20 protein-coding genes and 1 pseudogene are annotated in these 17,998 nt (G+C 70.7%); 12 read left to right on the top strand and 9 right to left on the bottom strand.

Annotated features, from left to right (window positions below; all coding sequences use genetic code 11):
* Positions 1-63 precede the first annotated feature (63 nt).
* The gene (locus MRBLMG1_RS24195) at positions 64-270 is read left to right on the top strand and encodes a hypothetical protein (protein WP_367826197.1); all 207 of its coding nucleotides are present in this window, start codon (positions 64-66) and stop codon (positions 268-270) included.
* Here the strand turns inward: MRBLMG1_RS24195 and MRBLMG1_RS24190 are convergent.
* Both MRBLMG1_RS24190 and MRBLMG1_RS24185 read right to left on the bottom strand, forming a co-directional pair.
* Entirely contained in the window at positions 251-2,077 is a 1,827-nt protein-coding gene (locus MRBLMG1_RS24190) for an alpha/beta fold hydrolase (protein ID WP_367826196.1), read from the bottom strand. The two genes, MRBLMG1_RS24195 and MRBLMG1_RS24190, sit on opposite strands and share 20 nt — an antisense overlap.
* Complete coding sequence (locus MRBLMG1_RS24185) at positions 2,074-2,676, bottom strand: TetR/AcrR family transcriptional regulator (RefSeq protein ID WP_367826195.1); 603 nt, start codon at positions 2,674-2,676, stop codon at positions 2,074-2,076. The genes MRBLMG1_RS24190 and MRBLMG1_RS24185 overlap by 4 nt, the downstream gene beginning before the upstream one ends.
* Positions 2,677-2,884: 208 nt before the next feature.
* On the opposite strand from MRBLMG1_RS24185, the gene MRBLMG1_RS24180 reads away from it, so the two are divergent.
* Positions 2,885-3,682: a VOC family protein gene (locus MRBLMG1_RS24180; protein WP_367826486.1), complete on the top strand. Its 798-nt coding sequence runs from the start codon at positions 2,885-2,887 to the stop codon at positions 3,680-3,682.
* Positions 3,683-3,829: 147 nt separating this feature from the next.
* On the opposite strand, the gene MRBLMG1_RS24175 is transcribed toward MRBLMG1_RS24180, so the two are convergent.
* The gene (locus tag MRBLMG1_RS24175; RefSeq protein WP_367826194.1) at positions 3,830-4,300 is read right to left on the bottom strand and encodes a GNAT family N-acetyltransferase; all 471 of its coding nucleotides are present in this window, start codon (positions 4,298-4,300) and stop codon (positions 3,830-3,832) included.
* Positions 4,301-4,680: 380 nt separating this feature from the next.
* Between MRBLMG1_RS24175 and MRBLMG1_RS24170 the strand changes: the two genes are divergently transcribed.
* Together MRBLMG1_RS24170 and MRBLMG1_RS24165 are read left to right on the top strand one after the other, a co-directional pair.
* Positions 4,681-6,084 (top strand): sulfatase family protein, encoded by a 1,404-nt coding sequence (locus MRBLMG1_RS24170; RefSeq protein WP_367826193.1) that lies wholly within the window; start codon positions 4,681-4,683, stop codon positions 6,082-6,084.
* 264 nt (positions 6,085-6,348) lie between these two features.
* The gene (locus tag MRBLMG1_RS24165; RefSeq protein WP_367826192.1) at positions 6,349-6,990 is read left to right on the top strand and encodes a DUF998 domain-containing protein; all 642 of its coding nucleotides are present in this window, start codon (positions 6,349-6,351) and stop codon (positions 6,988-6,990) included.
* Between the two features lie 10 nt (positions 6,991-7,000).
* Here MRBLMG1_RS24165 and MRBLMG1_RS24160 read toward each other — a convergent pair whose 3' ends face one another.
* The 3 genes and pseudogenes from MRBLMG1_RS24160 to MRBLMG1_RS24150 all read right to left on the bottom strand — a co-directional run.
* Positions 7,001-7,606 carry a TetR/AcrR family transcriptional regulator gene (locus tag MRBLMG1_RS24160; RefSeq protein WP_367826191.1) on the bottom strand — a complete coding sequence of 202 codons (606 nt, stop codon included), beginning with the start codon at positions 7,604-7,606 and terminating at the stop codon, positions 7,001-7,003.
* A 33-nt stretch (positions 7,607-7,639) separates the two neighbouring features.
* A complete protein-coding gene (locus MRBLMG1_RS24155) occupies positions 7,640-7,831 on the bottom strand; it encodes a hypothetical protein (RefSeq protein ID WP_367826190.1) in 192 nt (63 codons plus the stop codon).
* 60 nt (positions 7,832-7,891) lie between these two features.
* Positions 7,892-8,143: pseudogene (locus MRBLMG1_RS24150) on the bottom strand (aldehyde dehydrogenase family protein); the annotation flags it as partial.
* A gap of 443 nt (positions 8,144-8,586) precedes the next feature.
* Between MRBLMG1_RS24150 and MRBLMG1_RS24145 the strand changes: the two are divergent.
* The 6 genes from MRBLMG1_RS24145 (at position 8,587) to MRBLMG1_RS24120 (ending at position 11,961) form a co-directional block, all read left to right on the top strand.
* Entirely contained in the window at positions 8,587-8,754 is a 168-nt protein-coding gene (locus tag MRBLMG1_RS24145; RefSeq protein ID WP_367826189.1) for a hypothetical protein, read from the top strand.
* A 4-nt stretch (positions 8,755-8,758) separates the two neighbouring features.
* Entirely contained in the window at positions 8,759-9,358 is a 600-nt protein-coding gene (locus tag MRBLMG1_RS24140; protein ID WP_367826188.1) for a sulfite oxidase-like oxidoreductase, read from the top strand.
* Entirely contained in the window at positions 9,358-10,059 is a 702-nt protein-coding gene (locus MRBLMG1_RS24135; RefSeq protein WP_367826187.1) for a ferredoxin reductase, read from the top strand. The genes MRBLMG1_RS24140 and MRBLMG1_RS24135 overlap by 1 nt, the downstream gene beginning before the upstream one ends.
* 34 nt (positions 10,060-10,093) lie before the next feature.
* Positions 10,094-10,378, top strand: coding sequence for a DUF6510 family protein (locus MRBLMG1_RS24130; protein WP_367826186.1), 285 nt, complete (start codon positions 10,094-10,096; stop codon positions 10,376-10,378).
* Between the two features lie 27 nt (positions 10,379-10,405).
* On the top strand, positions 10,406-10,858 hold the full coding sequence (locus tag MRBLMG1_RS24125; protein WP_367826185.1) for a DUF5709 domain-containing protein: 453 nt from the start codon (positions 10,406-10,408) through the stop codon (positions 10,856-10,858).
* Positions 10,859-10,992: 134 nt separating this feature from the next.
* The gene (locus MRBLMG1_RS24120; protein ID WP_367826184.1) at positions 10,993-11,961 is read left to right on the top strand and encodes an NAD(P)H-quinone oxidoreductase; all 969 of its coding nucleotides are present in this window, start codon (positions 10,993-10,995) and stop codon (positions 11,959-11,961) included.
* 103 nt (positions 11,962-12,064) lie between these two features.
* On the opposite strand, the gene MRBLMG1_RS24115 is transcribed toward MRBLMG1_RS24120, so the two are convergent.
* A complete protein-coding gene (locus MRBLMG1_RS24115; protein WP_367826183.1) occupies positions 12,065-13,258 on the bottom strand; it encodes a PucR family transcriptional regulator in 1,194 nt (397 codons plus the stop codon).
* A gap of 145 nt (positions 13,259-13,403) precedes the next feature.
* Here MRBLMG1_RS24115 and MRBLMG1_RS24110 point away from each other — a divergent pair, with 145 nt between their 5' ends.
* Positions 13,404-14,891, top strand: coding sequence for a long-chain-fatty-acid--CoA ligase (locus tag MRBLMG1_RS24110; RefSeq protein WP_367826182.1), 1,488 nt, complete (start codon positions 13,404-13,406; stop codon positions 14,889-14,891).
* 106 nt (positions 14,892-14,997) lie between these two features.
* Here the strand turns inward: MRBLMG1_RS24110 and MRBLMG1_RS24105 are convergent, their stop codons facing one another.
* Both MRBLMG1_RS24105 and MRBLMG1_RS24100 read right to left on the bottom strand, forming a co-directional pair.
* Entirely contained in the window at positions 14,998-16,458 is a 1,461-nt protein-coding gene (locus MRBLMG1_RS24105) for a catalase (RefSeq protein WP_367826181.1), read from the bottom strand.
* 165 nt (positions 16,459-16,623) lie between these two features.
* Positions 16,624-17,358 (bottom strand): NUDIX hydrolase, encoded by a 735-nt coding sequence (locus MRBLMG1_RS24100; RefSeq protein ID WP_367826180.1) that lies wholly within the window; start codon positions 17,356-17,358, stop codon positions 16,624-16,626.
* Positions 17,359-17,520: 162 nt separating this feature from the next.
* Here MRBLMG1_RS24100 and MRBLMG1_RS24095 point away from each other — a divergent pair, with 162 nt between their 5' ends.
* Entirely contained in the window at positions 17,521-17,955 is a 435-nt protein-coding gene (locus MRBLMG1_RS24095) for an RICIN domain-containing protein (protein ID WP_367826179.1), read from the top strand.
* The last annotated feature ends 43 nt before the right edge of the window (positions 17,956-17,998 follow it).

Raw genomic sequence — 17,998 nt, 5'->3', positions numbered from 1 at the left:
AGCCCCTGTGGTCGGTAGGTGTCCACCAGCCCCCACAAGGATTGTCCGTCATGCGGCGGATTCGTGGGCATCGAGATCCATCGCTTCGTGGGCGTCGACATCCGCGGCTTCGTGGGCGTCGACATCCATCTGGACGTCGACGCGACCCACCTGCCGACAGCGTCACGGGCGTGCGTTACGGCGGTGACGCCCCCTTCAATCCCGTGGGCCGAGGCCGGGGCCGGGGCCAGCGGCCAGGGGCTGGGGGCCATCACCTGCTCGCCGCGATAGCCCGAGCGACCTCTTGTGCGTGGGTCAGCTGCGGATGGTGCCCCGCACCGGCGATCACGGTCACGGTGGCGTGGGGGAGGGCGTCCAGCAGGGACTGTCCCTCAAGGGTGAGCGGATCGTCGGAGCCCACGATGATGTGGACGGGCCCGGGGTACTGCCGCAGTCCGGCCCGCAGGTCCGCGCGCCACCGCGGGTGCGCACTGGCGGCCAGGAGCCGGGCCGTGGTGGTCGCGGTGGCGCCGCGGCGAAGATCCGCGACGGCCGATCGCAGCGAGGCCGCGTGGTCCGTGCTGCCGGTCAGCCGCTCGGCCAGCGCGGCGGGAGCGATCCGGCCCAGGAACCAGCGGGTCAGGGGCGTCCACGTGGCGGCGCGCGGCGGGGCGGCCTGAAGGAAGAAGGGCGATACGAGCGTGAGGCGATCCACCGCGTGAGGGTGCGCGGCCGCGGCCTCGACGGCAGCGGCGGCGCCGATGGAGTGACCCACCAGGTGACGGGCGCCGGTCTCGGTCACCAGCGCGGCCGACCAGGACGGCCAGTCCTCGCGGCACCCGGTGCTCATGCCCAGGCCGGGGAGATCGACGGCGCGGGCGTTCCCGACGGCTGCGACGACCGGTGCCCAGGTGTCCGCGTTGACCGGCAGACCGGGGAGCACCACCGTGGGCGCACCGGCCTCACCCAGTTCGAACGTCCGTATGCCGCCGGTCGTCGTGAACCGCCTGTCATCCGCGGGGGCGTCGTCACCGAAGCGGTGGGCCGCCAGGTGGTCGGCCCAGCGGCGGATCGTCGTCGCGGTGTCCGGCATGGTCAGCCCGTGCCGGGCGGCCACGGCATCGGCCGAAGCGGTCGGATAGCGATCGGTCGACAAGAACGTCAAGGTCTCCGGATCCGCCTGCGTGAGCCGGCGGGGGAGCCGTCTGAGCAAGGGCACCGGAATACGCACCCGGGGTGCCTTGACGCCGTACTGCTCCGCCACGAGCGTGAGCAGGTCCGGCAGCGCGGGCGTGTCGTCGTCCAGGAGCCAGTACGCGGTGTGCTCCGTGGCCGCGTCCGTCGGCAGCAGGGTCATGAACCGGGCGAGGTAGTCGGCCGCGACCACGGGGACGAACGTCTGCCCGTTACCCGGGAACGCGGGCAGCGAGCCCCGCCAGAGGGCGTTCAGGTTCGTGGCGAGCCCGAGGTACTGGTCGCTCTCACCGGTGACGCTGTCGCCGATCACACTGGCCGGATTGACGATGGACCACGGAACGCCCAACCGCGTCGCCAGGTCCCGGAACACGGCGTCCGCCTCGACCCTGGACGCCTCGTAGGCGCCGAGCGCCCGGTAGGTCTCGCGCCGGCGTTCCTCACTCCACGGCTCCGCGTCCTGCCCGCCCACGCGGTACCCGGAGATCTGGACCAGACGGCGCAGCCGCGGCAGTCGCGCCGCGAACTCGACGACCGCGCGCACACTGTCGACGTTGGCATGACGTGCCTCGTCCTCCGCCATCCCGAACCGGAAGGCACCGGCGCAGTTGTAGACCTCGGTGATCCCGTCGAGATCCCCCTTGCGGTCGCTGTTGCCATGGCCGATGCCGTCGCTGTTGCCATCGCCCCCGATGAGCGACGCCTTCGTGTAATCGACCCGGAAGTCGGCCGGAGCCTCGCCGAACCCGCGCCCGGCCAACCACCGCGCCAGCCGCTGGGAGGACGCGTCACTCCGACTGGCCGTACTCACCCGCACCCCGGCCTGTCCCAGCGCGAGCACCACGTGGCGCCCGATGAACCCACTCGCACCCAGCACCAGTGCGTGCCGCTCCTCCGCACTCACGCCGAGCCCTCCGCACCCTCTGCCAGCAGTACGGCGATGGCCTGCGCGGCGCAGTCCAGCGGCTCGGTCGACCGCTGGGCACGCGACACGATCACCGCCCCCTCCACCATGCTGACCACCGCGGTCGCCAATGCACGGGCGACGGCCCGAGGACGGCCCTTCGCGACGAGCAGCTCGCCCACCGGCCCGATCCACGACTCGAACGCATCCGCACACGCCCCGCGCAGCCGCTCGCTCTCCGCCCCCATCTCCAACGTCACGACCGACACCGGACACCCCAACCGAAAGTCGCTCCCGTCAAGCATCCCGGCCAGCTCATCGATCACCCGCCCCAACACCTCACCCGCCGTATCCGACCCCATCGCCGAATCCGCCACCAACGCCCCGAACCGTGCCGCCGCCAGCTCCACCGCCCTCGCCCCCAACTCCTCCTTCCCCTCCGGAAAGTGGAAGTAAAGCGACCCTTTCGGCGCCCCCGCATGCTCCACCACCGCGTTCAGTCCCGTACCGCTGTACCCATGCCTCTGGATCAGCTCCAACATCGACTCCGCCAGCCGCGAGCTGGTCTCGGTTCCCTTGTTCCCCTTGGCTCCAACCATGCCTGAAGAATAGACCGGTCTATATATTTTTCAAGCTCCTGGCCACGCGGCGCGACCCGGGCCACCTGAACCATCTCGAGGTCGGAGTCGGCGGCGACCGCCACCGCCCGCGGGCTTCACCCGTACGGCTCGATTCCGTGCGCGCGGCCCGGGTACGGGATGGCCTGTCTTTCCCCGAGCGCATTTCCCGGAGGTATCCGTGCCCGAGATGAACGTTCCCTACAAACCCGGCACGCCGTGCTGGATCGATCTGATGGCCCCTGACCAGCAGGCCGCGATCGACTTCTACTGCGATCTCTTCGGCTGGCAGGGGGAAGTGGGACCGGAGGAGACGGGCGGTTACGCGGTCTGCACGCTCAAGGGCAGGCCGGTGGCGGGGATCATGAAGGCGATGAACCCGGATGGGACGGTTCCGGACCTCATGCCGCCGACGATGTGGACGACGTACTTGTCGACGGACGACATCGAGTCCACGGTCAAGTCCGTCACCGAGGCCCACGGCACGGTCATGATGGGTCCGGCGGACGTCATGGACCTGGGCCGGATGGCCGTGATCGCCGACCCGGCGGGCGCCGTCGTGGGCCTGTGGCAGGCCGGTACCTTCGGCGGTGCGGGCATCGTCAACGAGCATGGCGCGCTCATCTGGAACGAGCTGGTCACCGGCGACCTCCCGGCCGCCTCCGCCTTCTACTCCGCGATCCTGCCTGTCAGCACGGCCCGCTCCGAGATGCCCGGGGGCGAGGGGTACGTCGAGTTCAAGGTCGCCGGTCGTGCGGTGGGAGGCATGATGGACCTGGCGGCCATGCCGCCGGGCGTGCCGCCGCACTGGCAGCCGTACTTCCACGTCGACAGCGTGGATGACATCCAAGCGGCCGCGGTCCGGGCCGGCGCTTCCGTCCTGGCTCCGGCTTTCGACATGGCCGCAGGTCGTATGGCGGTCCTGGCCGACCCCCAGGGTGGTGCCTTCTCCCTCATCAAGTCGCCGACACAGGAGGACCCCGCCTGACGCGGACGGGCGCGCAGGGAAGACCTCCCCGCGCGCCCTCGTTCCTCACCCCGCCATGCGGCGCAATTCTCGCCCCGGCGGTCCCGGCGGTCCCGGCCGCCCCGGCGGTCCCGGCGGTCCGGGCGGTCCGGGCGGTCCGGGCGTCCGTCAGGACACTTCTTTCGCAGGTCGCCAGACGTACCGGATGTCCGGCTCGCGTTCCTCGTTGCGTCGGCCGTCGGTGCGCTCTGCGGCGACGAAGCCGTGCCGCTCGTAGAAGCGACGGGCAGACCCGTTGACCTGGAACGTCCAGAGCGCCAGCCCTGCCGGACGGTGCTGCTTCGCCAGGTCCACGAGGCGGCCGCCGATGCCTTGGCCCTGCCAGGCCGGGTCGAGGTAGAGCTGGTCCAGGTCTTCGCCGTCCAGGACCATCAGGCCCACAACGGAGCCCTCGACCGTCGCCACCCATGTCTCCCGGCCGGGCACGACCACCTCCTGGAACCAGGACCGGACTTGGTCGTCCGAATGGGCTCGGCGCACGTTCGGGAGTGCCGCCGCGAAGGAACGCAGCCACACCTCGGCCACCGCGGCGGCGTCGGAGTCGACCGCACGGCGGACGACGAAGTCGGTGATCTTCACAGCGACGCATGCTCGCAGAGAGGCGACGTGGCCGCACGCGAGTTCTCGGCGAGGGCTCCGGTCCGATCGCGAAGAGGGCGGAGCGGTGCGCCATTTCATCCGCCGTACATGGAGTGGCGGATCCACTCCGCCTAGTGTCGTGGCCATGGCAGCAGGAATCCTCACTGCGCGCCGCCACGTCGACCAAGGGCACGTGGCCAGCGCCCTCTGTACGGTCGCCCCGGCGCGCTGATCGCGCCGCTCCCCCCACGGGATCCCCACCTGGCGCCCCCGCCTGACTCCCGTCTCTTCCCCTTCTCCGCCGCGGCACCGACGTGCGTTCCGCCGTGCGTCCGTCCGTTGCGCCCCCTTGTGCAGTCGCACCCAGAGGAATGGACATCATGAGCGAGAATCGACGCCCGCAGGTGAGCCGGCGAGGCTTTCTCGGCGGTGCCGCCGCGGTCGCGGCCGCGACCGCCGTGCCCGCCTTCGCGCAGGTCGCCGGAGCCACCCCCGCCGCTGCCGCGGGCCGGCCGAACATCCTGCTGATCGTCACCGACGACCAGCCCAAGCAGACCGATTGGGCGCTGCCCAAGACCCTGGGCTGGCTCGCCGACCAGGGCGTGAAGTTCACCCACGGCCATGTCACCACCCCGCTGTGCTCGCCCTCCCGCTCCAGCGTGTTCTCGGGCCGTCACGCCCACAACCACGGCGTACGCAACAACAAGGCGTCGTACGCGCTCGACCAGAGCACCACCGTGCAGAAGTACCTCAAGCAGGCGGGATACCGCACCGGCCTGTTCGGCAAGTACCTCAACTCCTGGACCCTGGCGGACAACCCGCCGCACTTCGAGGAGTTCGCGCTCCTCCAGCCCGGCTACGTCGACGCCCAGTGGAACGTCGACGGCACCGTCCAGACGATCAACGGCTACACCACCACGATCGTCAAGAACCGCACCTTGAAGTTCCTCGACAAGGCCGCCACCGACACGCGGCCCTGGTTCGCGTACGTCACTCCGTACGCGTCCCACGGCCCCCGTACCCCCGAGGCGAAGTACGCCGGCACCCCCGTGCCCGACTGGAACGGCCGGCCCTCCGTCCCCGAGAACGACCGCAGCGACAAGCCGGCGTACGTCAAGAACGCCACCGGCACCCTTGCCGACGGCCGGACCATCCGCGCGGAGCAACTGCGCACCCTGCTCTCCGTCGACGACGCCGTACAGGCCTTCAAGGACAAGCTCCAGGCCCTCGGTCAGCTCGACAACACGCTCGTCATCTACATCGGCGACAACGGGTTCAGCTGGGGCGACCACGGCTGGACCGCGAAGTCGGTGCCCTACCGCCCGGCCCACGAGGTGCCCTTCTACCTCTCCTGGCCGGCCGGCGGCCTCGGCGCGGGAACCGTGGACAACCGCATCGTGGCGAACATCGACATCGCGCCGACCATCCTCGACGCCGCCGGCATCACGCCCGCCGCCCCGCAGGACGGCACCTCCCTGCTCTCCTCCCAGAGCCGCGACCACCTCCTGGTGGAGTGGTGGAAGCAGGGCACCGCCGCCGGAGGGGTGCCGACCTGGTCCTCGTACGTGGCGAAGGACAAGCAGTACACGGAGTACTACGACCTGACCACCGACGGGAACGGCACCGTCTCCGGCACCGACCAGGTCAAGTTCCGCGAGTACTACGACCTGGTCAACGACCCGTACCAGCTGACCAACAAGCTCTACCAGGCCACCCCGTCCGACGAACAGGCCCTCGGAATCCCCGCCCTGGCGACCCAGCTCGCCGCCGACCGCACGGCCTGACCGGTACCGCCGCCGAATCGCAGACGCAGACGTCGGCGGGGGATGCCTCCACGGGGCGTCCTCCGCCGACCGGCGGGCGAGCCGTCGGTCCTTGCGGCCCTCCTCCCGCGTCACCAGCGCGGTAGGGGCTGCCCCACCCCGTTCCAGGGGGGTTGTCGGAGTGCCCGCGCTCGGCGCCACATGATCGGCTGTCCGTACGGAAATCGCGCGACGGAAGGCGAACAGGTGAGAGTCCGGATCGGATACGCGGCATGGATCGTGGGCGTGGTGCAGTTCTTCGTCATCCACGGGATCGCCGAGTCGGCTTGGGTGAGACCGTACAGCTGGGCGCGGAACAACATCAGCGACCTGGGCAACGCTCATTGCGCGTTACAGGCGGAGCCTGAACCCCGGTACGTCTGCTCTCCCGAGCACGGTCTGATGAATGCTTCCTTCGTCGCCCTGGGAGTGCTGCTCGTCGTCGGCGTCGTCCTGACCGCCGGTGTCCTGTGGCGCGAGAATCGGACCGCGGCCGCGGCCCGCCTGCTGCTCGCCGGCGCCGGCGTGGGATTCGTGCTGGCCGGACTGGCTCCCGCGGACGTCGACGAGAACCAGCATGTCCTGGGCGCCCTCCTCATCATGGCGGCGGGCAACATCGGGCTCGTTCTGGCAGGGTTCGGCCTTTCGGAGCGCATACCGACCCGCTTGCGGTGGGGCACCGCGGCCCTGGGAGTCACGGCTTTCGCCGCCCTGGGACTGTTCCTGTCCCGCCAGTACCTCGGTCTCGGCATGGGAGGAATGGAACGGGTCGCCGCATTCCCCGTCCTGCTCTGGGCGCTGGCTGCCGGCATGCGCGGCCTGGTCATCCGTCGAGCGGGTCGCATGGTCGAGGCGATGCCGACGGGGCGGCTCAGCCGCGCGGGTTGAGCGGCGCCGGTCAGTTCGCCGTGTCGGCCGTCTGGAGGGCGGGGGCGGCGGCGAACAGGGCGAAGACGGAGGTGCGGACCTGGCCGGCGACGACCTCGGGCGTCGACGCGTCGAGCTTGCCGTCGAGGTGGAGGAAGGCCAGGCCGTGGACGAGGGCCCAGACGGTGGTCGCGAGTGCTGCGGTGTCCTCGGCGGCGGGGAAGGCGCTACGGACGATGCCCTGGACGTACTGGGTGATCGCTTCCGTCGCGGCGACGCGTTCCTCGCTGGTCGGGTCGCAGGGCTCGGCGAACATGGCGCGGAAGAGCGCGGGGTGGTCGAGGGCGAACCGGACGTAGACGACGGCGACGGCAGCGAGGTCGTCCGGGGTCGAGGGGGCGGGATGGGCCGCCGCCAGGTGCTCGGCGAGCTCACGGTAGCCCTCGGCGGCGACGGCGGAGACGAGCGCTTCGCGGTCCGCGTAGTGGCGGTACGGTGCGGTCGCCGAAACCCCTGCCCTGCGCGCGACCGCGCGCAGGGAGAGGCCCGCGCTGCCGTCCTCCTCCAGTAGTTCCCGTGCCGCCCGCAGGCAGGCGGCACGCAGATCGCCGTGATGGTACGTACTGCTGTGCGCCATGGGACCCACTCGTCTTCCTGATATGTGCGGTGTTCACGTCGTGATTCTGATGTGAACGGTGCATACATCATAAAGGATCGAAAGGGAAGAGGGAACCGGGAGGGAAAGTGAGCCGTTCTCCTGCCGCTCCTGCCGCTCCTGCCGCTCCTGCCGCTCCTGCCGCTCCTGCCGCTCCTGCCGCTCCTGCCGCTCCTGCCGCTCCTGCCGCTCCTGCTGCTCCGGCACTCCTGTGTCCCGTGACCCCCGTGCCCCACCCCCGTGGCCCTGCCCTCAGCGCTCCTGCGGTCAGCGGACGCCGACCGCCTTCATGACCTTCAGGGCGCCGGTCAACAGAGTGGCCCACCTCTCGGGGCTGATGCGGGACGGCGGGTGGAACCCCTGGAGGCGCTGGTGGGCGACGGTCTGGGCCTCGGTGTACTTGAGGATGCCGTCGGCGCCGTGGCGGCGGCCGAGTCCGGAGTCGCCCATGCCGCCCATCGGGGCGTCGACGCTTCCCCAGGCGGCGGCGAAGGCCTCGTTGACGTTGACGGTGCCCCCCTCCTGGGCAGGAGGCGATGAGCGGCAGCGCCCGCAGCATCCTGCGGCGACACCGGCCGCTCCGGCAGGGCCGTCCTCCACCGCGGCCTTCCGCAGCGTCCCGGGAAGCGATCCGTACGCGTTCGTACGCGGTGGTCACGCCCGCGCCGCAGCAGCGGTTACCGACGAGTTGCGGGTGTTCGCCCACCGCCGCATCGCAGGAGGACGTGCGGCAACAGGGACCCGGGCACGCCGGGTTGCGCGTGTACGGCAGGCGGGGATCATGGAAGGAAGAGCAGGGACACGGTGCGCTGTGTCCCCATGGCGGGTTCCGCGGAGCCGGCGTGCGTGCGGTGGTGGGACCCCGCCTTCCCAGTCTGTCGCCGACAGACAGCCGGCAGACGGCCGACGACTTCAGGTCTTCCAGCCGTCGATCAGGACTTCCAGCCCGACAAGAGGTTCCCATGAAAGAACCCGGCGATTCCCTCGCCTCGTGGACTGGCCGCCTCCTTCGGCTCGGCGTCGGCATTTCGCCCGAAGACGCGCGGAGATTCGTGCACGACCTGTACACCCAGGCCCAGGCCGATCTCGACGACGAGCGGGCGGAGGCCGACTTCGAGCGGGAGGAGTGAACCCATGGGCAGCTTGTCACCGGGGTTCCATGGGAGGACTCACGCGTTCGAAGGACGGCTGCCACCAGGGCAGTACCCCACGGAATCGTTTCCCGTCCTGTCCGCCGGACCCACCCCGCACGTCCCCACGGACCGGTGGTCGTTCACCGTGACCACCGACGCGGGGGAGACGCGGACATGGACGTGGGACCAGATGATGGCCCTCCCGCAGGAGGAGCCCACCGTCGACATCCACTGCGTGACCAGGTGGTCGAAGTTCGACACCACCTGGCGCGGTGTCTCCCTCGACGTCTTCCTGGACGAGGTCGAGACCGCGGCCGGCTTCGTCGTCGCCGAGTCCTTCGACGGCTACACCACCAACCTGCCGCTTGAGGACGTGACCGACGGCAAGGCATGGCTGGCGCACTCCTACGACGGGTACGCGCTGTCACCGGACCACGGCGGCCCGGCCCGCCTCGTCATCCCCCACCTGTACTTCTGGAAGTCGGCCAAGTGGGTCAAGGGCCTCATCCTCACGCCGGACGACGAGCCCGGCTTCTGGGAGTCGGCCGGCTACCACGCCTACGGCGACCCGTGGCGCGAGCAGCGCTACCGGAGTGACTGATGCGCGGGTGGCGACGGGGCCGACTCACCGACCGGACGCGACAGACGGCGACCGGCCGCACACTGACCCTTGACGTTCCGCACTGGCCCGGACACCTTCCGGGTCAGCACGTCGACGTACGGCTGACGGCGGCGGACGGGTACCAGGCCGTACGGAGCTACTCGCTGGCCGCCCCCGCCGACACCGACCGCATCGAGCTGGGAATCCAGGCGGCATCGGGTGGCGAGGTCTCCCCGTACCTGGCCGACGATCTCCCCGTGGGTGCCGAGGTCGAGGTCAAGGGACCTCTCGGAGGCTGGTTCGTATGGACGCCACAGGAACCGGGCCCGCTGCTGCTCATGGCCGGAGGCTCCGGCATCGTGCCGTTGATGGCGATGCTCCGCGCCCGCCTCGCCTCCGCGTCGTCCGAGCCCTGCACCCTGCTCTACTCCGTCCGAGACCCGCACGAGGTCTGGTACGCCGAGGAACTCGACACCACCGACCCCCACGTCCGCGTCCGGCGCCTCTACACCCGCCGCGCACCGGACGGCTCCGAGCGGCCCGCCGGACGCATGACGAAGCTCGACCTCGTGGACGTGCCGCCCGCGGCGGAAGCCCGCTGCTACGTCTGCGGCCCGACGGGGTTCGTCGAGCACGCCGGCACCCTCCTCCTGACCACCGGGTACGCGCCCGGCCAGATCCGTACCGAACGCTTCGGCTGACACCCGCGCCGCCGACCGGTGAGGAACCCCGCCCATGAACGAGCACCCGCTGTACCTCGACGGCAACGCCCTGGCCGGCCCACTCGGGGACATCTTCACGATGGACCCGACCACGGCCTGGCGCCTGTGCCCCTCCTGCCGTCTGCCGGCGACCCTGGCCCAACTGCACGTCTACGGCCCCGAACCCGGCCTGACCGCCCGCTGCCCGGGCTGCGAGGCCATCGCCCTGCGCGTCGTCACCCAGCCCCGGTACCTCTGGCTCCAACTGGGCAGCGGAGCAGGTGCCTTCCGCTTCGCTCTTCCCCCCACCACGCCATGAACCGCGGTGCGGCGAACGGAGTTCCACATGACTGAGACCGAGGGATGGGGCGACGACGTCTACCAGCCCGACGGCAGCGAGGTCCAGGACGACGCGGGCGTACTGGACTACGAGGACACCCTCTACGCGCCCGCCGGCGACCCGCTCGACGAGGGTTACTCGCCGCCCGAACGCCCCCTGGGCGTCGAACACGAGGGCGTGACCGCGGCGGAGCGCGCACGCGGCGAATCCCTCGACTCGCGGCTCGCACAGGAAGTGCCGGAGCTCGCCGCCCCGGACGGCGACGGCCTCGGCGACGCCACGGACACCGACGGGGAACTCCTCGACGACCAGGTCGGCGGCCGCCGCGCGGGGCGCCTGCTCTCCGAGGACCAGGGCACCGGCCCCGCCCGGTACGAACTCAACGCGCGCGACCTCGGCATCGACGGCGGCGCGGCCTCCGCCGAAGAGGCCGCGATGCACATCGTGGACGAGGACTGAGCCCCGAATGTTGACACTGCACACTTCGGAACCTAATGTATGTGATGTAAACATTCGGCTCCCGGGTGTGTGGACCCACCCCGTCCGCAGGACCCGTGAGAGCCCTGCGTCACGGTCGTGGGAACGGAGTTGTCGTGAAGGCCGTATCGATCACGGAGCACGGTGGTCCTGAAGTCCTGGAGTGGGTCGAGGTCGAGGACCCGACGCCTGCCGCCGGCGAGGTGGTCATCGACGTCGTGGCCAGCGCCCTGAACAGGGCGGACGTCATGCAGCGCTGGGGGCTCTACCCGCTGCGGCCCGGCTGGTCGCCGTATCCGGGGCTGGAGGTCTCCGGCCGGATCGGCGCCCTCGGCGAGGGAGTCACCGGCTGGCGGGTGGGCGACGAGGTCTGCGCCCTGCTGACCGGCGGCGGCTACGCGCAGAAGGTCGCCGTTCCCGCCGGACAGCTCCTCACGATCCCCAAGGGAATCGGACTGACGGAAGCGGCAGGCCTCCCCGAGGTCACCGCCACGGTCTGGTCCAACCTCGTCATGACCGCGCACCTGAAGGCCGGCGAGACGCTCCTCGTGCACGGCGGCGCCGGCGGTGTCGGCACCATGGCGATCCAGATCGCCAAGGCCCTCGGCGCCCGGGTCGTCACGACGGTCGGCGGAGCCGAGAAGGCCGCCCAGGCCCGGGAACTGGGCGCCGACGTGGCCATCGACTACCGCACCGAGGACTTCACGGAGCACGGCCCGTACGACGTCATCCTCGACGTCGTCGGCGGTGACTACCTGGAGTGGAACGTCCACTCCCTGGCGGCCGACGGACGCCTGGTCGTCATCGGCCTCCAGAAAGGCCTCGAGGGCCGGCTCGACCTCGCCGAGATCGTGTTCAAGCGGGCCTCCGTGCACGGCACCACCCTGCGGACCCGCTCGAAGGCGCACAAGGCCGAGATCGTGGCCGAGGTCCGGAAGAACGTCTGGCCCATGATCGAGAACGGCACCGTGAAGCTGGTCGTCGACCGGACCGTGCCCATGGCCGACGCCGCCGAAGGACACCGCCTCATGGAGGCGGGCGGCCACGTCGGCAAGATCCTTCTCGTCAACGACGAGGGCGCATGACGGCAGGCAGCCGAACGCCGGCGCATGACGGCAGGCAGTCGAACGCCGGCGCGTGCAGGCAGGCAAGGTGCCGCCGCCGTACGCTTCGCGAAGGCGCGGGCGATCAGTACCTCGTCGTGGCCGGTCCCGCGTCGACACGCCCTGGATCGCGGACCGCCAGGAGTGCCGCGCCGATGTCGGCCGCCGCTCGCGGATCGGAAAGGGAGCGGCCCGTCAGCTCCTCCACGCGGCGCAGGCGATAGCGGACGGTGTTGGGGTGGACGAACAGGCTCCGGGCGGCGGCGGCGGCCGAGCCGGCGGCGTCGAACCAGTGCTCCAGGGTGCGCAGGAGCCGGGCTCGTTCCGCGGCCGGCAGGTCGAGCAACGGCCGCAGCACCAGCTCCATCAGGTGCGTGGCCTCTTCAGGAGCCGCGGCGACGACCATCGCCAGCGGATTGTCGTCGAAGCGTGCCACACCAGGTCCCGCACCCGCCGGTCCGGCGAGGGCCAGACGGGCGAAGCGCAGTGCCTGGGGCGTGTCCCGCAGTGAGTGGAAGAGCGGGCTGAAGCCGACACGGGCGCGCGTCCGGCGCAGGACGCGCAGACATGTGGCCTCCGCCGCCGCCGTGGGCAGGGCGATCAGCGCGAGCTGCTCGTCCGGCAGGAGCCGCCAGGCGGAGGGAAGGTTCGCCTGGCGCAGGGCCGTCTCCGAGCCGGTGAGGGGCCCCTCGCCGGGGGTGTCGGCCTTGGCCGCGGCGACGGCGTAGGGCCCGTGCTCGGGCAGCTCGAGTTCGCGGGCCGCCTCCCACAGCGTGCGGTCGGTCACGGTGCCGGTGAACAACGCCTCCACCAGCGCGGAACGCCTGGCCTGCCCCTGTGAGGTGAGTTCCGCGGCCGCCTCCCGGTAGGCCACCGCCACCGCCTCCGCGTACAACCCGGACAACGCCCAGAACTCGGCCGACTCCGTCAACAGCAGGTCGTCCGACACGTCCGGGCGCGTACGGGCCTCGGCGAGGATCGCCGTCCACAGGAGTTGCGAGCCGATCCGGTAGGCGTGCAGCGTGTCCGCAAGCGGCACCCCCTGCTCGGCGCGGAGCCGCCCGGTCTCGCGGGCCGAACTCGCGTCCGGAGCCCCTCCGACGCGGAGGTGGGTGAGGATGAGGTCCGCGTTCGCGGTGCAGGAGCGGTGCAGCGAATCCAGGGTGATCAGCGACTCGTCCCGGTACGCCTCGACGTCCGCGCGGATCCGCAGCGCCATGCGCTCACCCAGCTCTGGAAGCCCCGCCAGAAGCGTCGCCGCGACACCCGCAAGAATCATCTGCGCAGCTTAATGCCCTCATCTTGTGGTGGAGGACAATGCGCGGGCTCATGCGTTGTCCCGCAGGCCATAGGCCCGGGCCGCACCCGGCTGCAAGATGTCGACGATGTAAACATCCGGCGATGCGGTGTAACGGAGGCGGGTCATGGCCAATCTGGCAGGGTTCCTCGTGGAGACGGCGCGACGGCAGCCCGAGCGCCCCGCGCTGCGCCTGGGGACGCAGGTCATCTCCTACAGGGAGCTGGACGAGCGCAGCGCCCGCGCCGCCGCCCTGCTCAGGTCCGAAGGCGTACGGCCCGGAGACCGCGTCGCCCTGATGCTTCCGAACGTCCCCGAATTCGTCGTGCTGTACTACGGCGTCCTGCGTGCCGGAGCCGTGGTCGTCCCGATGAACCCCCTCCTGAAGACCCGGGAGACGGAGTTCCACCTCGCCGACTCCGGCGCGGTCCGGCTCTTCGAATGGCACCAGGCCCCCGGTGAGGGCGCGCAAGGAGCAGCCGCCGCAGGGGTACGGCACACGGCCGTCGAACCCGCCGCCTTCGCCGCCCTCCTGAAGCTGCACGAGCCGCTGGCCGAGGTCGCCGACACGGACGACGACGACATGGCCGTCCTCCTGTACACCTCCGGCACCACCGGCCGCCCCAAGGGCGCCGTCCTCTCGCACGCCGGGCTGCGCCACAACACCGAGGTCAACACCGTCCACGTCCAGCGGATGACACCGCAGGACGTGGTGGTGGGCTGCCTGCCGCTGTTCCACATCTTCGGACAGATCTGCACCATGAGCGCGGCCGTCCGCAGCGGCGCCTCGCTCGTCCTCATCCCGCGCTTCGACCCCGCAGCCGTCCTCGAAGCCATCGCCCGCGAACGGGCCACCGTCTTCGAGGGCGTACCCACCATGTACGCGGCGCTGCTGCAGCACCCGTCCGAAGCCGACGTGTCGACCCTGCGCATGTGCATCTCCGGCGGCGCCTCGCTGCCGGTCGAGATCCTCCACGGATTCGAGCGCCGCTTCGGCTGTCCGGTCCTCGAAGGCTTCGGCATGTCCGAGACCAGCCCGGTGGTCACCTTCAACCACCCCGACCGCCCGCGCAAGGCCGGCTCCATCGGCACCCCCATCCAGGACGTCGACGTACGCCTGCTCGACGACAAGGGCCAGGACGTCACCCCCGGCGAGATCGGCGAACTGGCCGTCCGGGGCCCGAACGTGATGCGGGGCTACTGGAACCGCCCGGAAGAGACCCGGGCCGCCATCCCCGACGGCTGGCTCCGCACCGGCGACCTCGCACGCGCCGACGACGACGGCTACCTCTACATCGTGGACCGCAAGAAGGACATGATCATCCGGGGCGGCTACAACGTCTACCCGCGCGAGATCGAAGAGGTCCTCCACGAGCACCCCGCCGTCGCCCTCGCCGCCGTGATCGGCGTCCCCCACGCCGAACTGGGCGAGGAGGTAGCCGCCGCGGTCACGCTCCGCCCCGGCTCCAGCGCCACCCCCGACGAGCTGCGCGCCTACGTCAAGGACCAGGTGGCCGCCTACAAGTACCCCCGCCAGGTGTGGGTCGTGGACCAGCTCCCGCTGGGGCCGAGCGGTAAGATCCTCAAGCGGGAGATCACCCTGCCGACGCCGTGACGCCCACCCACCGCGAAGCCGCCGCTCCGGGAGGAGCGCCCACCCACCGCGAAGCCGCCGCTCCGGGAGGAGCGGCGGCTTCCGCACACCCGAACCTGCCTGACCGCTACGAACCCTGCTTGGCGCGCACTCCGTCGGCGATGCGGGCACCGATGGCCGCATCGATGTTCCTCCAGTACTCGAACGCCCGTTCCAGGACCGGCTCGCTCACCCCGTCGAGGAGGTGCCCGACCACGTTGTCCACGAGCCGGTCGCGGGCCGCGTCGTCCAGGACCTCGCGGACGAGGGTGCCGGGCTGCCCCCAGTCGTCGTCCTTCGGGTGGGAGACGTAGGCCGCCCGGGTGATCTCGCCGTCGGCGGCCCAGCCCGGTGGGGTCCCGTACCGCTCCGTGTCGGCCGCCGGTCCGCCCTTGGAGTTCGGCGCGTAGACCGGATCGGACGTCTTCCGGTACGCCATCGCGCCGTCCTTGGAGTACGTGTGGACGTCGACGACGGGGGCGTTCACCGGCAGCTGCTGGTAGTTGGTGCCGATGCGGGCGCGGTGCGCGTCCGCGTACGAGAAGAGCCGGCCCAGCAGCATGCGGTCCGGACTCGGCCCGATTCCGGGGACGAAGTTGTTCGGCTGGAAGGCCGCCTGCTCGATCTCCGCGTGGTTGTCCGTGGGGTTCCGATCCAGCGTCATCCGGCCGACGGGGATGAGCGGGTAGTCGCCGTGCGGCCACACCTTCGTGAGGTCAAACGGGTTGAACCGGTACCCGGCCGCATCCTCGTACGGCATGACCTGGACGTGCAGCGTCCACGACGGGAAGTCCCCGTCCCGGATGTGCTCGAACAGGTCCCGCATGTGGAAGTCGGAGTCGACGCCCGCCATGCGGTCGGCCTCCTCCTGGGTGAAGAACTCGATGCCCTGATCGGTCTTGAAGTGGTACTTCACCCAGAAGCGCTCACCGGAGGCGTTGATCCACATGTACGTGTGCGAGGTGTAGCCGTTCATGTGGCGCCACGTCCGCGGGATGCCGCGGTCGCCCATCAGCCACGTGACCTGGTGCGCGGACTCCGGGGACAGGGTCCAGAAGTCCCACTGCATGTCATGGTCGCGCAGGTTGTTGTCCGCCCGGCGCTTCTGGGACCGGATGAAGTGCTGGAACTTCATCGGATCCTTGATGAAGAAGACCGGCGTGTTGTTGCCGACCATGTCGTAGTTGCCTTCGCTGGTGTAGAACTTCACCGCGAAGCCCCGCGGGTCGCGCCACGTGTCCGGGCTGCCGCGCTCACCGGCCACCGTCGAGAAGCGGGCCACCAGATCGGTACGCGTCCCCGGCTGGAACACCGCCGCCTTGGTGTACCGGCTGACATCGTGCATGACCTCGAAGCGGCCGAACGCACCGCTCCCCTTCGCGTGCGGCTGGCGTTCCGGGATCCGCTCCCGGTTGAACTGCGCCATCTGTTCGATCAGATAGGCGTCCTGCAGGAGGATCGGCCCCCCAGGCCCCAGCGTGAGCGAATGCTCGTCACTCTCCACCGGCGCGCCGGAATCGGTCGTCGTCGCAGGTCGGCCTTCATTCATCACAATGCCCTTTCGTCGCACCCCGCCTACCCTCCCCCGCCCCGGCCACCCCTGCGACCCGAGACGTCCTGATCGGTGATCCCCCGAGCGCCGCCCCGCGCACTCGGCCCGGATCACCACGGACCCCCCCCCGTGCCAGGACGTCACCCTCCGTCACCCCGGAACTCAGGCCTCGAAGTACCGGTCGAGAACCTGGGGCAGGTAATCCGCGGTCGGCCCGTGCAGGTCAGCACGGGAGGGAGCGGGTACGAAGGCGAGCGCGTCGAGTTCGGGTACGTCGTCGTGCCCTGTCGACGGTGCGGCAGACAGGCCCGCCCACCTCCGGCGCACGAGCCCGGCGGACGTCGGCGGGCAGAGGAAGTGGAAGCCGAGACTGCCGAACCGGCGTCCGCGGGTGAGCCCCCACAACCGCAACTCCGCATCGGCCACGAGGACGCCGGTCTCCTCGGCCAGCTCGCGAGCCGCGTGCTTCCGCAGCACCTCCGTGTCCAGGGGCATCCCGGAGGGCGGCGGCTCGGCCGCGCCGCCCGGGAGGGTCCATCGGCCTGGCGCCGCCGTGACGGCCGATCCGCGTCCGATCACGATCCCTTCCTCCGTGGGGAGCAGGGCGGTGACGAAGACCGACCCGGGGACCCGCTCGGGCGGCCGGAGCCGGCGCAGCGCCCTGTGGCGATAGGTCATCGGTGCCCACCCCACCACCAGGCGGCCAGCCACCCGCTGGTCGACCGTGAGGCTCGCGACCAGAGGGCCGTCGAACGTGGCGGGATTCCGGGCCCGCGTCTCCTCCCACAGACGGTCCACCTCGCTCCGCTCCCGTGGCGAGAGCACCGGCGGGGCGTGCTCGACGAGCGTGAGCCCGCCGGGATCGAGGAACTCGGCGGGCTGGGCTGAACGGGTCACGGGACTCCTCGACCGATCGCGATTCCCTGCAACGACATTGTAGGCAAGGGTGGTTGTCCGAAACGCCGACACGAGGCCCGCCCCCCCTGTGGGGAGCGGGCCTCGTGTGCCGGTGATCGTCAGGGATGGATGGTGAGGGCGGTGTCGTCGAGGAGGAAGTAGGTGGGGGCGGCGAGGTCCTCGGTGGAGGTCCGCAGCAGCGGCAAGTGCGCCGACGTCTCCGACTTCGACTCCGCGGACGGTGCCCGGATCGTCCAGTGGGGCTGCGGTGGGGACATCAACCAGCAGTACTGGTTCAAGAACGTGGGCACCAGCGGCTACGTCCAGATCATGGCCCGCAACAGCGGCAAGTGCCTCGAAGTGAGCGGAGCGTCCGTCGAGGACGGCGCGCCGGTCGTCCAGAGGACGTGCGGCTCCGTGAAGGCCCAGCACTGGAAGGTCGAGCCGACGGGCGACGCCGGCTACAGCCAGCTGGTCGCGCGGCTCAGCGGCAAGTGCCTTGACGTCTCCGACTACTCGTACGCCGACGGCGCCAAGCTCGACCAGTGGACCTGCAACAGCGGGCAGAACCAGCAGTGGCAGCGGACGATCGCCTGACGGCGGCACCGCTTCCGGGCCGCCCCTCCACCCTCGCGGTGGA

Origin of the sequence: Streptomyces sp. LMG1-1-1.1 (assembly GCF_040815545.1) — a bacterium.
Taxonomy (GTDB): domain Bacteria; phylum Actinomycetota; class Actinomycetes; order Streptomycetales; family Streptomycetaceae; genus Streptomyces.
Note: the sequence above shows the minus strand (reverse complement) of the source record. Positions and strands in the feature narration are given on the sequence as shown.